Origin of the sequence: Glaciihabitans sp. UYNi722, assembly GCF_040549465.1 — a bacterium.
Taxonomy (GTDB): Bacteria; Actinomycetota; Actinomycetes; order Actinomycetales; family Microbacteriaceae; genus Lacisediminihabitans.
On sequence record NZ_JBEPTL010000013.1, the window covers coordinates 26,993 to 40,623 of the forward strand.

At 66.1% G+C, this 13,631-nt stretch carries 13 protein-coding genes; 8 read left to right on the plus strand and 5 right to left on the minus strand.

Translation table 11 applies throughout. The features are described from left to right. Window positions 1-183: 183 nt before the first annotated feature. Window positions 184-1,188, plus strand: a complete 1,005-nt coding sequence (locus ABIB56_RS10885) for a LacI family DNA-binding transcriptional regulator (protein WP_354569229.1) — start codon at window positions 184-186, stop codon at window positions 1,186-1,188. Window positions 1,189-1,285: 97 nt separating this feature from the next. Here the strand turns inward: ABIB56_RS10885 and ABIB56_RS10890 are convergent, their stop codons facing one another. After that, window positions 1,286-1,846 (minus strand): helix-turn-helix domain-containing protein, encoded by a 561-nt coding sequence (locus ABIB56_RS10890; RefSeq protein WP_354569230.1) that lies wholly within the window; start codon window positions 1,844-1,846, stop codon window positions 1,286-1,288. 71 nt (window positions 1,847-1,917) lie between these two features. Between ABIB56_RS10890 and ABIB56_RS10895 the strand changes: the two genes are divergently transcribed. Next, complete coding sequence (locus tag ABIB56_RS10895) at window positions 1,918-2,847, plus strand: NAD(P)/FAD-dependent oxidoreductase (protein ID WP_354569231.1); 930 nt, start codon at window positions 1,918-1,920, stop codon at window positions 2,845-2,847. Here ABIB56_RS10895 and ABIB56_RS10900 read toward each other — a convergent pair. Further along, window positions 2,844-3,302, minus strand: coding sequence for a MarR family winged helix-turn-helix transcriptional regulator (locus ABIB56_RS10900; RefSeq protein ID WP_354569232.1), 459 nt, complete (start codon window positions 3,300-3,302; stop codon window positions 2,844-2,846). The two genes, ABIB56_RS10895 and ABIB56_RS10900, sit on opposite strands and share 4 nt — an antisense overlap. 49 nt (window positions 3,303-3,351) lie before the next feature. On the opposite strand from ABIB56_RS10900, the gene ABIB56_RS10905 reads away from it, so the two are divergent. Continuing rightward, the gene (locus tag ABIB56_RS10905; protein WP_354569233.1) at window positions 3,352-4,218 is read left to right on the plus strand and encodes a VOC family protein; all 867 of its coding nucleotides are present in this window, start codon (window positions 3,352-3,354) and stop codon (window positions 4,216-4,218) included. A gap of 102 nt (window positions 4,219-4,320) precedes the next feature. Here ABIB56_RS10905 and ABIB56_RS10910 read toward each other — a convergent pair whose 3' ends face one another. Next, entirely contained in the window at window positions 4,321-5,409 is a 1,089-nt protein-coding gene (locus ABIB56_RS10910; protein WP_354569234.1) for an AI-2E family transporter, read from the minus strand. A gap of 167 nt (window positions 5,410-5,576) precedes the next feature. Here ABIB56_RS10910 and ABIB56_RS10915 point away from each other — a divergent pair, with 167 nt between their 5' ends. From ABIB56_RS10915 to gap, 4 genes are all read left to right on the plus strand, one after another. Beyond that, on the plus strand, window positions 5,577-5,915 hold the full coding sequence (locus ABIB56_RS10915; RefSeq protein ID WP_354569235.1) for a phosphoribosylformylglycinamidine synthase subunit PurS: 339 nt from the start codon (window positions 5,577-5,579) through the stop codon (window positions 5,913-5,915). After that, window positions 5,912-6,610: a phosphoribosylformylglycinamidine synthase subunit PurQ gene (purQ, locus tag ABIB56_RS10920; RefSeq protein WP_354569236.1), complete on the plus strand. Its 699-nt coding sequence runs from the start codon at window positions 5,912-5,914 to the stop codon at window positions 6,608-6,610. Before ABIB56_RS10915 ends, purQ begins: the two co-directional genes overlap by 4 nt. Window positions 6,611-6,692: 82 nt before the next feature. Next, window positions 6,693-7,640: a GlxA family transcriptional regulator gene (locus ABIB56_RS10925; RefSeq protein ID WP_354569237.1), complete on the plus strand. Its 948-nt coding sequence runs from the start codon at window positions 6,693-6,695 to the stop codon at window positions 7,638-7,640. A 131-nt stretch (window positions 7,641-7,771) separates the two neighbouring features. Next, window positions 7,772-8,770 carry a type I glyceraldehyde-3-phosphate dehydrogenase gene (gene gap, locus ABIB56_RS10930; protein WP_354569238.1) on the plus strand — a complete coding sequence of 333 codons (999 nt, stop codon included), beginning with the start codon at window positions 7,772-7,774 and terminating at the stop codon, window positions 8,768-8,770. A 167-nt stretch (window positions 8,771-8,937) separates the two neighbouring features. Here the strand turns inward: gap and sufU are convergent, their stop codons facing one another. After that, complete coding sequence (gene sufU / locus ABIB56_RS10935) at window positions 8,938-9,378, minus strand: Fe-S cluster assembly sulfur transfer protein SufU (protein WP_354569239.1); 441 nt, start codon at window positions 9,376-9,378, stop codon at window positions 8,938-8,940. Then, complete coding sequence (locus ABIB56_RS10940; protein WP_354569240.1) at window positions 9,375-10,697, minus strand: cysteine desulfurase; 1,323 nt, start codon at window positions 10,695-10,697, stop codon at window positions 9,375-9,377. Before ABIB56_RS10940 ends, sufU begins: the two co-directional genes overlap by 4 nt. A 480-nt stretch (window positions 10,698-11,177) precedes the next feature. Between ABIB56_RS10940 and purL the strand changes: the two genes are divergently transcribed. Continuing rightward, on the plus strand, window positions 11,178-13,484 hold the full coding sequence (gene purL / locus ABIB56_RS10945) for a phosphoribosylformylglycinamidine synthase subunit PurL (protein ID WP_354569302.1): 2,307 nt from the start codon (window positions 11,178-11,180) through the stop codon (window positions 13,482-13,484). The last annotated feature ends 147 nt before the right edge of the window (window positions 13,485-13,631 follow it).

Genomic DNA, 13,631 nt, shown 5'->3' on the forward strand with positions numbered 1-13,631 from the left:
TCTGAGGAATGGTGATTTGCATGACGCGCATCTCCTTCGATGGCTATTCTGAGTGCGGACTTGAGCTACGGTAACCGTTTGCGCTACGTAGCACAAGTCGTTCCTAAAAAAGGTTTGGTTATCCGGTGGCAGTACAATCATGACGGAATAGCCTGACTCAGGCTGGCCGACCAGGAGGTCGTGATGGCGGTGACAGCCCGGGATGTCGCGAAGTTGGCGGGCGTATCACAGCGCACGGTTTCCGATGTGGTCAACCTGCCGGGTCGGGTCGGCGCGGAGACCCGCTTGCGGGTTCAGGCCATCATCGACGAAGTAGGGTATCGGCCGAACCCGCACGCCCGCGGCCTGCGTACGAACCGCACCGGGCTCATCGCCTTCGTTGTTCCCGAGCTCAACATTCCCTATTTCTCTGACCTGGCACGCTCACTCATCTCCGAGCTCGATCAGCGGTCACTGACACTGGTAGTCGATCAGACCAACGGCGACCCTGTGCGCGAGCGGGCGGTGCTCAGCGGCGGTGCCGTATCCGCCACCTTCGATGGCGTGCTGCTGAACGCCCTCAACCTGACGGCGTCCGACGTCGAAGCCGCTGCGGCCACCCAGCCCATAGTCCTCCTCGGCGAGGAGGACTATGGGCCCAGCGTCGATCAGATCTCGGTCGATGGCGTGGGGGCAGCTTTCGCTGCGACGCGACACCTCATCGAAACCGGGTGCACTCGAATCGCGGCAATCGGCCTGCAGTCACAGGCCACGGGCACCACGGCGCAACGCGAGGCCGGTTTCGTCATGGCAATGCAGCAGTCAGGTCTCGATCCATATCGGTATATGACCGGGGTGGAATATACCCGTGAAAGCGGAGCCCAGGCAATGCGCGCCATGCTCGACCGCGAGGATCCGCCAGATGGCGTGTTCTGCTTCAACGACCTACTCGCCCTCGGGGCCATGCGTGCCGCTTGGAAACGCGGCTTCGACATTCCCGGGCAGATCGCCTTCGTCGGTTTCGACGACATCGAGGATGGAAGATACGCGATGCCATCGCTGTCGACGATCTCCCCGGATAAGGCCACGATCGCCCGACGAGCGGTCGAGATGCTCGTCGGCCGTATCGGAGGGGAGACCGGCCCCGGTCGGGCCGAGCAGGCGGGCTACGAGCTCATCGTGCGAGAGTCATCGAGGCCGCGCCGATAGGCAGCCGTGGTTCCTGCCGAGTTGCTGACCACGGACCCGGCCGGCGGGGTTGACCGCTGCGATTGCGGCGGTGGGTTGGCCGGTGCGGTTGCGGCCGTCACTCGTTCGGGTGGAGATGGGTCCATTCACCACCGCGGTCGAAGATAGTGAGGGTTTCGACAGTGCCCCGTTCCGCACTGCCCATCCAATGCGGCGTGCGGGTATCGAACTCTGCCGCTTCACCGGCGCCAAGGATGAACTCTTGATCGCCGAGCAGGATGCGCAGCCGCCCTGACAGTACATAGACCCAGTCGTAGCCCTCGTGGATACGCAACTCCGGTTTGCGGGCGCTCCAGGGAACGCTCATCCTGAAGGTCTGGTTCGACGCCGACTCCGTTGAGAGGGGCATAACGGATACCCGTCCGATCCGGCGGGCAGCCCGGGTGATGCGCGGATCGGGCACGGCGCCCGGCACCAGACCATCCAACCCCACACCCAACGCGCGAGCCAGCGGCAGCAGCAACTCGAGGTTCGGCTGGCGGTCACCGCGTTCGAGGCGCGAGATAGTGCTGGAGGAGATTCCGGTGCGCTGCGACAGCTCCGCGATGGTCTGGTCCTGCTTGCGACGGATGGATCGCAGTCGGCGACCCACCGTTGTTGCTATGGACGCCTCATCCATGAACGAATCCCTCCTGTGCCGATTCAGCAAGGATACTTGCTCTATCAGACCGCAACCTCGATGGTCGAGATATGGAACACCACACATTCGACATTGTCATCATCGGCGGCGGCCCCGGAGGGCTGAGTGCAGCCCTCGTAGCCTCCCGTGCCCGGCGATCGGTACTCGTTCTCGACGAGGGATCACCGCGCAATCGCACGGCACACGACGCCCACGGCTTCATCTCTCGGGAAGGGATCAACCCGCTCGAACTGCGGGAAATCGCTCGGGCCGAGGTCACCGGGTTCGGGGCCGAGATCAGCACAGCCCGTGTCGCATCGGTCGTTCGCGAAGACGGGGCATTCCGTATCGAGACCGACGGCGGGGACACGGTCACCGCTGGCTATGTCGTGGTCGCAACCGGCCTGCGCGACGAACTCCCTGCCGTGCCAGGGCTGCAGGAGAACTGGGGAGTCGAGGTGATCCTCTGCCCCTACTGCCACGGCTGGGAGGTGAAGGATCGGCGTCTCGGAGTTCTCGCCAACGACGTGCGCAGCCTTCACCAGGTGCAGCTGATCCGACAATGGTCGAGCGATGTGACCCTCTTCACGCACGATCTGGCGGAACCCGACGTAGAGGATGCGGCACGCCTGAACGCCCGCGGCATCCGACGGGTACCCGGCCGCGTCGAGAGGGTCGAACGCCGGGAGAAAGGGCTCGTGATCGTGCGGGATGACGGCGAGACCGAGGTCGACGCCCTGTTCATCGCGCCGCGTTTCGTTCCGAATGACGAGATCCTGCTGTCCCTCGGTGCGGAGACCGAGGACACCCCGATGGGGAGATTCGTACGAACCGACGGCACCGGCGCGACGACGGTGCCTGGGCTCTGGGCCGTCGGGAACGTCGCCGACCCCGGTTCCCTGATCGTGCATGCCGCGTCCATGGGTTCGAAGGCCGCCAGCGCCATCAACATGCAGTTGGTCGAGGCGGATATCGAGCGGGCAGTGGCCGGTCTCCGCTAGGAAGCGGGCTGATCGTCGAGGCCTTCGACGATCGCGGCGGTAATCGCGTCGAGCTGCTGCACTTGCTTCGTACTGAGCTGCGAGAACGCCCGTGCGCGTACTTCGGTCGCCTGGATCGGCGAGACCTTCTTCACCAGGCGGATGCCGACCTCGGTGAGTTGCACGATCTGCACGCGGCGGTCATCCGTCGATCTGCTGCGCTGCAGCCAACCCGATTTCTCCATGCTCACCACGGTGTGGGTGAGACGACTGGGCGAATAACGCAGCTGGGCGGCGAGCGCGCTCATCGCCAGGCGGCGACCGGATGTCTCGTACAGCACGACGAGCACCTTGTAGTGGGCGTGCGGCATGCCACCATCGCGCTGGGACTGGCGATCGAGTGCGCCGTCGAGCACGAGTGTCGCCGTCATCAGCGAGCGCCAGGCCTCCTGCTGCGCATCGGTCAATCTGCTCATCTCTCGACCATAGCGGAATAGTTGAAGCTTCAACTAAGTTGTAGCCATCATGACAACTCAGGATCTTCTCGCCGCCGACACCTCGATGGGTCCGGTAACCCTGCTCGTCGCCGACCTCGACGCGCTTACCGCCTACTACCGCGACGCCTTCGCACTCAGCGTGCTGGACGCGACCGCGGACACCATGACTCTCGGTCGAGACACGACCCCGCTCATCATCCTTCGGGCCGCACCCGAGCTGGTGCACGCTTCGCCGCGAGACGCCGGGCTCTTTCACACAGCGATCCTGTTCGACAGCGAAGCAGCCCTCGCCGCGGCGGTCTACTCGGTCGCGACGAAAGCGCCAGGCACCTTCACCGGCAGCTCCGATCACCTGGTGAGCAAGGCCTTCTACTTCACCGACCCCGAGGGAAACGGCGTCGAGCTGTACTGGGATCGCGACCGCACCCAGTGGAGCTGGACGCACGGCCAGATCGAGATGTCAACGCTCTTCCTCGACCCGAACGCGTTCCTGCAGGAGCATCTCACCCCGGAGGCCGTCGACGCTCCCAACTTCGGCGATGCCGTCGTCGGCCACGTGCACCTCTCCGTCGGTGACGTGGCGACGGCAAAGGAGTTCTACGTCGATCGCCTCGGCTTCGAACAGACCATCGCCATCCCCGGCTCCGCACTCTTCGTGAGCGCCGGTGGATACCACCACCACATGGCCATGAACACCTGGAACAGCGCGGGCGCAGGGCGCCGAGCTCGCACGCTCGGTCTCGGCCAGGTCGACATCGTCGTTCCGACGGCCGACGACCTCGGCGCGCTGGGCGAGCGGATGCAGCACTTCGGTCTCGGAGCCCGCGACGACGGTCAGACTCTCAGCTTCGACGACCCGTGGGCCAACCTCATCCGGGTGACGTCTGCGGTCTAGCGCGCCTTCCGCCAGCCGCGCTACCGCGACTTGCCATGAACCGTGGGTGCAGGTCGGCAGGCCACACTTTGTGACGAATGGCGGTGCACGCGCGACGTGGCGCTACTCGATCGGGTCGTTCCAGGACTTGATCACCTGCCAGGCGACCGCGGCCGCCGGCACCGAGATGAGGGTGCCAAAGATTCCGCCGAGGATCGTGCCGGCGGTGAGGGCGAGAATCACGACGAGTCCGTGAAGTTTGAGCGACTTGCCCATCACGAACGGCGAGAGGAAATTGCCCTCGATCTGCTGCACGACGACCACGACGATCACCACGGCGATCGCCGGCCCGAGCCCATTCGTCACCAGGGTGACCAGGGCCGCGATGATTCCCGTTGCGGTAGCACCGATGAGTGGGATGAATGCACCGATGAAAACCAGGATGGCCAGGGGGATCGCCAGCGGAACCCGCAGGACGAGCATCGCGACACCGATGAACACCGCGTCGACCAGGGCGATGAGTGCCGTCCCGCGCACGTATCCCCCGAGCGTCTGCACGGCGCTGTCACCCGCCCGGCGAGCCTTGGCGTGCACCACAGGCTTGAACGGCTTGATCAGGAAGGCCCAGATCATCGGGCCATCCTTCATGAAATAGAAGAGCACGATTATCGCCAGGATTGCGCCGGTCACCAGTTCCGCCGCTGTCGAGACTCCGGCGAGCGCACCCGATCCGAAGTTCGCGCTTGTCACGAAATCGACGAGCGTCTTCTGGATGTCGCTGATCTGCTTGGCCCCGATGTTGAAGGGTCCGTTTTTGATAAAGTCCGCGACCTGGTTGACGCCGGAGGTCACTGATTTCTGCAGGGCGGGGAACTGCGCCTGCACCTGGAACACCGCGATGGTGATGATGCCGCCGAAGACGATCACCCCGGCCAGCAGGGACAGGATGGCCGCGATCACGCGCGGCATCACCCTCTCCAGCACCCGCACCAGCGGGCGGAAGGCTGACGAGACGATCAGCGCAATGAGAATCGGGATGACCACGAGCTGGAGTTTCGTCGCCGCGAACACGATGAGCGACACGACGGTGAGAACGATCAGCACCTGGCCGCATCTCGTTGCGAGCCGACCGAAGGTGTCGGTCCACAGCGCTGCCGGCGTTCGTGTCTGCAGCGCTGCCGCCGTGGCTGTGGCGTGTGATTTCTTGAACATTGACTACCGTCCTGATCGATTGCTCCCGACAGTACTGTGCGGTCCTCGCTGTTTACAGGCCTTGCGCTGGCGAGTTGGTCGTGTAGGTCAGTCGAGCGGCTCGGCCCCAGCGTTGGCTCGGCTAGAATCGAAGCATCCATCCGCAGGCGAACTCGTTGGAGTTATCGGTGCCCACAATCGTCGTCGAGGTAATGCCCAAAGCCGAACTGCTTGACCCCCAGGGCAAGGCAGTCGCAGGGGCGCTCACCCGACTCGGCAAGACCCAGTTCAGCGCTGTGCGCATCGGCAAACGCTTCGAGGTGACAGTCGACGGCGAGGTCACGGATGCCGTGCTCGCCGCGGTCACCGGCCTCGCGAACGACATGTTCTCCAACTCCGTGATCGAAGACGTCGTCTCGATAACGGTGCTCAACTCGGTCGCTGCGCCTGTCGAAGCTGCGCCTGTCGAAGCTGAGCCTGTCGAAGCTGAGCCTGTCGAAGCGGCCTCCTCAGCGGTCGCGTCATGACCAGCATCGGCGTCGTCACCTTCCCCGGTTCGCTCGACGACCGCGACGCACAGCGCGCCATCCGTCTGGCCGGAGCGACGCCGATCGCCCTCTGGCACGGGGAGCACGACCTTAGGGGCGTCGATGCGATCGTGCTGCCCGGCGGGTTCAGCTACGGCGACTACCTGCGCTGCGGTGCTATCGCCAGTTTCTCGCCGATCATGAGCGAAGTCATCGACGCCGCGGCCAAGGGGATGCCGGTGCTCGGCATCTGCAACGGTTTCCAGATGCTCGCCGAGGCGCACCTGCTGGCGGGTGGGCTCATCCGCAATGCCCACGGCAGCTTCATCTGCCGCGATCAGAAATTGCGAGTGGAGAACACCTCGACGGCCTGGACCAACGAGTTCGACGACGGTGCGGAGATCACCATCCCGCTGAAGAACGGCGAAGGCGGTTTCATCGCCGACGCCGAGACCATCGCGCGCCTCGAGGGCGAAGGCCAGGTGGCGTTCCGCTACCTCGAGGTGAACCCGAACGGTTCGATCAACGACATCGCCGGCGTCACGAATGAGCGCGGCAATGTGGTCGGATTGATGCCGCATCCGGAGCACGCGACCGAGGAGGGCTTCGGCCCTGACACCGCTCTCGCCATGCGCAACGGTACCGACGGACTGAAATTCTTCACCAGCGCGATCCGATCGCTCGTCTCCGCCTGACTGTTTCGCCGCCTGACTGTTTCTCCACGGGTCTGTCTGTCCACCGCTCTGGTTCTCCACCGGTCGAAGGGAAAGAGGCACGATGGCTCTGAGGAACCACCGGGTTGCTGTGCTCGTGCTCGAGGGCGCGAAGCCGCTCGACGTCGGCATCCCCGCGCAGGTGTTCACCAGCCGACCGAGCATGCCATACGAGGTGCGGGTGTGCGGCGCCGCAGCCGGAGCAGTGACCGGCGGCGACGGTCTCACCTATTACGTCGCCGAGGGGCTTGAAGCTCTGGAGCACGCTGACACGATCTTCATCCCCGGCTACCGGGAGCCGGCGACCACGGAACCATCGGCGGTGGTCGTGGACGCTCTACGGGCGGCCCACCAGCGCGGAGCCCGCATCGCGGCCATCTCGACGGGGGCGTTCGCGCTGGCGGCGACCGGTCTGCTCGACGGTAAGCGGGCGACCACCCATTGGCACTACACCAGGGCTCTGGGCGTGAAGCACCCTCTCGTTCTGGTGGACGAGAATGTGCTCTTCGTGGATGAGGGCGACGTGCTCACGTCAGCGGGCGCGGCATCCGGCATCGACCTCTGCCTGCACCTGGTGCGGCGTGACCATGGCATCGGGCTCTCCAACCATGTGGCGAGGCGGCTGGTGGCCGCGCCCTATCGCAGCGGAGGGCAAGCGCAGTATGTTCCCCGCAGCGTGCCGGAGCCGCTCGGCGACCTGTTCGCGAGCACACGCGAGTGGGTACTGGAGCACATAGCCGAGAGGTTGACGCTCGAAGCACTCGCCCGCAATGCACGGGTGTCGGCACGCACCCTGTCGCGGCGTTTCCTGGAGGACACCGGATACACGCCGATGCAGTGGGTGCTCAGGGCACGGGTAGACCTGGCGCGCGAGCTCCTCGAGAGCAGCGGCCTGGGCGTGGAGCAGATCGCCGATCGCGTCGGACTCGGCACCGGCGCCAACCTGCGCCTGCACTTCCAGCGCATTCTCGGCACCTCGCCCACGGAGTATCGGCATACGTTCTCCGCCTGAACGGGCTTTGGCGACATCCTTGCGGCCTGTGACGCATGCTCTGGCGGGATCATTGCGCACACTGTCATTCAGGCCACTGTTGAGGAAGCATCCGGAGGCCGACGATGGAAGGCGGAACGAAAGGAAGCTCCATGACTCGCATTGCCATCAACGGCCTCGGCCGTATCGGACGCAACACTCTCCGCGCACTCCTCGAGCGCGACAGCGACCTCGAGGTGGTCGCTGTCAACGACCTCACCGCCCCCGAGACCCTCGCCCATTTGCTCAGGTATGACAGCTCACTCGGCCGCCTCGGCCGCTCCGTCGAGGTCGACGGAACGGACCTCGTGGTCGACGGCCGCCGCATCAGGGTGCTCGCCGAACGCGAGCCTGCTGACCTTCCATGGGCAGAACTCGGAGTCGACGTCGTGCTCGAGTCCACCGGCCGCTTCACCTCGGCAGATGCTGCCCGCGCCCACATCCGCGCCGGGGCTAAGCGCGTGCTGGTGAGCGCTCCCTCCGATGGAGCCGACGTCACTCTCGCCTATGGCGTGAACACGGATGCCTACAACCCCGCCGAGCATGTGATCATCTCGAACGCGTCGTGCACTACGAATGCGCTGGCTCCGCTGGCATCGGTGCTGGATGACCTGGCCGGTATCGAGCACGGCTTCATGACCACCGTGCATGCCTACACACAGGAGCAGAATCTGCAGGACAGCCCGCACCGCGACCTGCGCCGCGCTCGCGCAGCCGGTGTGAACATCGTGCCGACCACAACCGGTGCCGCGAAGGCTATCGGCGTTGTGCTGCCAAACCTCGACGGCAAACTGTCCGGGGACTCGATCCGTGTGCCAGTCCCGGTCGGGTCGATCGTGGAGCTGAACACGACGGTCTCCCGTGAGGTCACCCGCGAGGAGGTGTTGGCGGCCTACCGTTCAGCGGCGGACGGTGCGCTCGCGGGCATCCTCGAGTACTCCGACGAACCGCTGGTCTCCAGCGACATCACCGGCCAGCCGGGGTCGGCGATCTTCGACGCCGCACTCACCCGCGTCCATGGCACGCATGTCAAGGTGGTGGCCTGGTACGACAACGAGTGGGGTTTCTCGAACCGCGTCGTTGACACGCTCGAGTTGCTCGCTCGCGACTGAGCCCGCCTCGATCCTCTGCCATGTCCTGTGCCAAATGAAGGCACTCGTGGAGCGAGCCCCTGAATCTACGGGCAGCGATCATCCCGAAGGTCCACGATCCCCTTCATTTGGCACTGCCGAACACTGCCGAACACTGCGGCACGACACTGCACTGTGCGGCGCGACCCTTACACGTCCACCCGCTGCAATGCATCCTCCAGCGCGACCCAGGCGAGCATGGCGCATTTGACCCTGGCGACATAGCGCGAGACGCCGCCGAGCACGATCGCATCGCCGAGCAGTTCGTCGTCGCCCTGGAGTTCACCGCGCGAACGCATCAGTTCGCGGAACGCGTCGATGCGTTCGCGCACCGCTGCCTCATCGAGGTCGATGACCAGATCGGAGAGCAGTGACGCCGACGCCTGCGAGATCGCACAACCGTGCCCTTCCCAACTGATCGACGCGATGCCTTGGTCTCCGACGTGCACCTGCAGAGTGATCTCGTCGCCGCAGGTCGGGTTGATCTGGTGCGACTCGGCGGCAGCGCCATCCGTCAGGCCGTGGCCGTGGGGCTTGCGGGAGTGATCCATAATCACCTCCTGGTACAGGCCTTCCAACCCGGAGCTCATCGGCCAGCCCCAGAGGTACTGACCCCGAAGAACGTGCCGACACCGCGCACACCGTCGAGGAAGGCATCCACCTCGTCCGGCGTCGTATAGAGGTAGGCGCTCGCACGGGTCGTGGCCGTGGCGCCGAATCGTCGGTGCAGGGGTTGGGCGCAGTGATGGCCGACGCGGATGGCGATACCGAGGTCGTCGAGATACTGGCCGACATCGTGCGCGTGCACGCCATCGAACACGAAACTGGCGAGCCCTGCGCGATCGACACCGGATGCCGGGCCGAGCACCCGCACGCCGGGGATCTGCTCGAGTCCCGTCACGAGTCGCTGGCCGAGCGCCGCCTCCCAGTCGTGGATGCGGTCCATGCCGACCGCGCTGAGGTAGTCGACGGCCGCGGCGAGCGCGATCGCCTGCGACACCCGCTGGGTGCCGGCTTCGAAGCGCTGCGGCGCGGGCAAAAACTCCGCCTTTTCGAGGGTGACCGTGGTGATCATGGAGCCGCCGGTGAGAAATGGCGGCATCGCGTCGAGCAACTCCGCACGCCCGTAGAGCACACCGACACCGGTCGGGCCGAGCATCTTATGGCCCGAGAAGGCGGCGAAGTCCACATCGAGCGCCACCACGTCGAGGGGCCGATGCGGCGCGGACTGGCAGGCGTCGAGTACGACGAGGGCGCCGACGGAACGGGCGAGGGCCACCAGCTGCTCCACCGGGTTGATGGTGCCGAGAACGTTAGAGATGTGGGTGAAGCAGAGCAGGCGGGTGCGTTCGCCGATGATCGCGGCCGCCTCATCCATCCGCAGCGTTCCGTCGTCGCCCAGGCCGATCACGCGCAGAGTCGCGCCGGTGCGGGCGGCCAGCTCCTGCCAGGGGATCAGGTTGGCGTGGTGCTCCATCTCGGTGACGACGATCTCGTCGCCCTCCGTGAGTCGAAAGCGCTCGGCGTCGGCGCCGCCTCGACCCAGGCTGGCGTTGGAGAAGGCGTAGGCGATGAGGTTGAGCGCCTCGGTCGCGTTGGAGGTCCAGACCACCTCGTTCTCGCGAGCGCCGATCAACCTGGCGACGGTGCCGCGGGCGTTCTCGAACAGCTCGGTTGCCTCGGCCGCCAGCGTGTGAGCGCCGCGATGCACGGCCGAGTTGCGGTGCTCGGCGAAGTCGCGCTCGGCATCCATCACCGACGTCGGTCGCTGCGACGTGGCTCCAGAGTCGAGATAGACCAGCGGATGCCCGTTCACCCGTTCTCGGAGGATCGGGAAGTCGGCCCGCAGACGTTCGACCTCGGCGAGGGTCAAGGCTGTGGTCACCGTCTGCTGTTCTGTGATGGACATACTCGTCAACTCTTCCCGCGGCGCCCGCGTGCGCCTCCGTCAAGGCTACGCGCCTCATGGGGTGCAAGTACCGGCCGCAATACCGCCTTCCTGGGCAGCCCCGGTTGCGTTGCGCGGTTTTTTGGGGGGGGGGGGGGGGGGGGGGGGGGGGCCCCCCCCGCCCCCCCCCCCCCCCCCCCCCCCCCCCCGGGGGGGGGGGGGGGGGCCGCCGCGCCGCCGCGCCCGCCCACCGAGGGGCGGCCCCCCGCGGGCGGGGGGCCCCGGGGGGGGGGGGGGGTTTGTGGGGGGGGGCCGGGGGCGCGCCCCCCCCCCCCCCCCCCCCAAAACAACAGCGCACGGAACGGAAGCAGCGAGACGCGTTGTGGCGCCCGGTAGAATTGGCCTATCCGGCACACCCTCGAACCAGGAGCTATTACGCCCTTGAGCACCTCAGCCAGCCCGGCCACCTCAGCCAGCCCGGCCAGCCCGGCCACTCCCACAATTTCTGCCGCCGACACCGTCTCGAACGCCGCGGTCACCCCGGACAGGGAGCAGCCCTACGCTTCGCTCGGCCTCAAGGAAGACGAGTACCTCACAATCCGCGAGATTCTTGGCCGGCGCCCAACCAGCGGTGAACTCGCCATGTACTCGGTCATGTGGAGCGAGCACTGCTCCTACAAGTCGTCGAAGAACTACCTGCGCCAGTTCGGCACGAAGACCACCGAAAAGATGCGCAAGAACCTCATGGTTGGCATGGGTGAGAACGCAGGGGTCGTGGATGTCGGCCAGGGCTGGGCGGTCACCTTCAAGATCGAGAGTCACAACCACCCCTCCTACATCGAGCCTTTCCAGGGTGCTGCCACCGGGGTCGGCGGAATCGTTCGCGACATCATCTCGATGGGTGCCCGCCCGGTCGCCGTGATGGACGCTCTCCGCTTCGGCGCCATCGACGACCCCGACACCGCCCGTGTCGTGCACGGCGTCGTCGCCGGCATCTCGTTTTACGGCAACTGCCTCGGCTTGCCGAACATCGGCGGCGAGACCTGGTTCGACCCGGTGTACCAGGCCAATCCGCTGGTCAATGCGCTGGCCGTGGGAGTTCTGCGCCACGAAGACCTGCACCTGGCCAACGCCCGCGGCGTGGGCAACAAGGTGGTGCTGTTTGGTGCCCGCACCGGCGGGGACGGCATCGGCGGGGCATCCATTCTCGCGTCGGACTCGTTCAGCGCGGGCGGCCCGACCAAGCGACCCGCGGTGCAGGTCGGCGACCCCTTCGCCGAGAAGGTGCTCATCGAGTGCTGCCTCGAGCTGTTCCAGCAGGAGCTGGTGGAGGGCATCCAGGATCTCGGCGCTGCCGGCATCAGCTGCGCCACCTCCGAGCTCGCCTCCAATGGCGACGGCGGCATGTTCATCGAGCTGGAGAAGGTGCTGCTGCGCGACCCGACCCTCACGGCTGAGGAGATCCTCATGTCGGAGAGCCAGGAGCGAATGATGGCAGTGGTCACTCCCGAGAAACTCGCTGGATTTTTAGAAGTCACAGCGAAGTGGGATGTCGAGACCAGCGTGCTCGGTGAGGTCACCGACACCGGCCGCCTCATCATCAATTGGCACGGCGAAGAGATCGTGAACGTGGAGCCGCGCACCGTGGCCGTGGACGGCCCGGTGTACGACCGCCCGGTGGCCTACCCTGACTGGATCGACGCGCTGCAGCGCCACTCGGCATCCGCTCTCCCGCGCGCCGCATCGAGCGATGAGCTGAAGAGCCAGGCGGCAGCGCTGCTCGGCAGCGGCAACCTCGCCTCGAAAGACTGGATCACCAACCAGTACGACCGCTACGTCATGGGCAACACCGCCCTCAGCTTCCCCGACGACGGCGGCATGGTGCGGGTCGATGAGGAGTCTGGCCTCGGTTTCGCCGTCGCGACGGACGCCAACGGTCGCTACGCCCAGCTCGACCCTTATCGCGGCGCGCAGCTCGCCCTGGCCGAGGCCTTCCGCAACGTCGCGGTCACCGGCGCCACTCCCGTCGCGGTCTCGGACTGCCTCAACTTCGGCAGCCCGGAGAACCCGGAGGTCATGTGGCAGTTCTCCCAGGCTGTCGAAGGGCTGGCCGACGGATGCCTCGCCCTCGAGATCCCGGTGACCGGTGGCAACGTGAGCTTCTACAACCAGACCGGCGACGTGCCGATCCACCCGACACCGGTCGTGGCCGTCCTCGGCGTGATCGACGATGTCGCCGATCGGATCCCCTCCGGCTGGCAGGACGAGGGCAACAACATCTACCTGCTCGGCGTCACGCGCGACGAGCTCGACGGCTCTGCCTGGGCTGGCGTCGTGCACGACCACCTCGGCGGGCACCCGCCGATCGTCGACTTTCCGGCGGAGCAGGCCCTCGCCGGGCTCATCAGGGCGGCCTCGAAGCAGAACATCATCGCGTCGGCCCACGACCTCTCTGACGGCGGTCTCATCCAGGCGGTATCGGAGTCCGTGCTGCGCTTCGGCATCGGCGCGCGCCTCTGGATCAGCGAGATCATGGAGCGCGACGGCGTGGATGCCACGGCCGCACTCTTCAGCGAATCCACCGCGCGCGCCATCGTCTCCGTTCCCCGCGAAGACGACGTGCGCTTCATCGGTCTCTGCGAGGGCCGCGGCGTGCCCGTGCTTCGCGTGGGGGTCACCGACGCTTCGCTCAACGGAGCGGCCGGCGCCCTCGAGGTTCAGGACCGGTTCACCTTCACCCTCGAGGAACTCCGCGCCACGCACCGCGGGACTCTCGCGCAGCACTTCGGCCCGGTGATCGGCTACTAGTTTCCGGCGTCCGCTGGCGCTTCCGGCGAGTAGTGCGCGTCGGGCGTCCGGCAATTGTCGCATCCAGTGGCCTCCGCACGTCCAGGCCACAGTTCGTGCCAGGTGACGGCTCGACTTTCAGGACTGTGGAGAAACATTCCTCGGCGA

Coding starts and splice junctions, on each gene's coding strand:
- gap (WP_354569238.1), top strand. CDS start 7,772: ATGACTCGCATTGCCATCAACGGCCTCGGCCGTATCGGACGCAACACT.
- sufU (WP_354569239.1), bottom strand. CDS start 9,378: ATGAGCTCCGGGTTGGAAGGCCTGTACCAGGAGGTGATTATGGATCAC.
- ABIB56_RS10895 (WP_354569231.1), top strand. CDS start 1,918: ATGGAACACCACACATTCGACATTGTCATCATCGGCGGCGGCCCCGGA.
- ABIB56_RS10910 (WP_354569234.1), bottom strand. CDS start 5,409: ATGTTCAAGAAATCACACGCCACAGCCACGGCGGCAGCGCTGCAGACA.
- ABIB56_RS10925 (WP_354569237.1), top strand. CDS start 6,693: ATGGCTCTGAGGAACCACCGGGTTGCTGTGCTCGTGCTCGAGGGCGCG.
- ABIB56_RS10900 (WP_354569232.1), bottom strand. CDS start 3,302: ATGAGCAGATTGACCGATGCGCAGCAGGAGGCCTGGCGCTCGCTGATG.
- ABIB56_RS10885 (WP_354569229.1), top strand. CDS start 184: ATGGCGGTGACAGCCCGGGATGTCGCGAAGTTGGCGGGCGTATCACAG.
- ABIB56_RS10940 (WP_354569240.1), bottom strand. CDS start 10,697: ATGTCCATCACAGAACAGCAGACGGTGACCACAGCCTTGACCCTCGCC.
- ABIB56_RS10890 (WP_354569230.1), bottom strand. CDS start 1,846: ATGGATGAGGCGTCCATAGCAACAACGGTGGGTCGCCGACTGCGATCC.
- purQ (WP_354569236.1), top strand. CDS start 5,912: ATGACCAGCATCGGCGTCGTCACCTTCCCCGGTTCGCTCGACGACCGC.
- ABIB56_RS10905 (WP_354569233.1), top strand. CDS start 3,352: ATGACAACTCAGGATCTTCTCGCCGCCGACACCTCGATGGGTCCGGTA.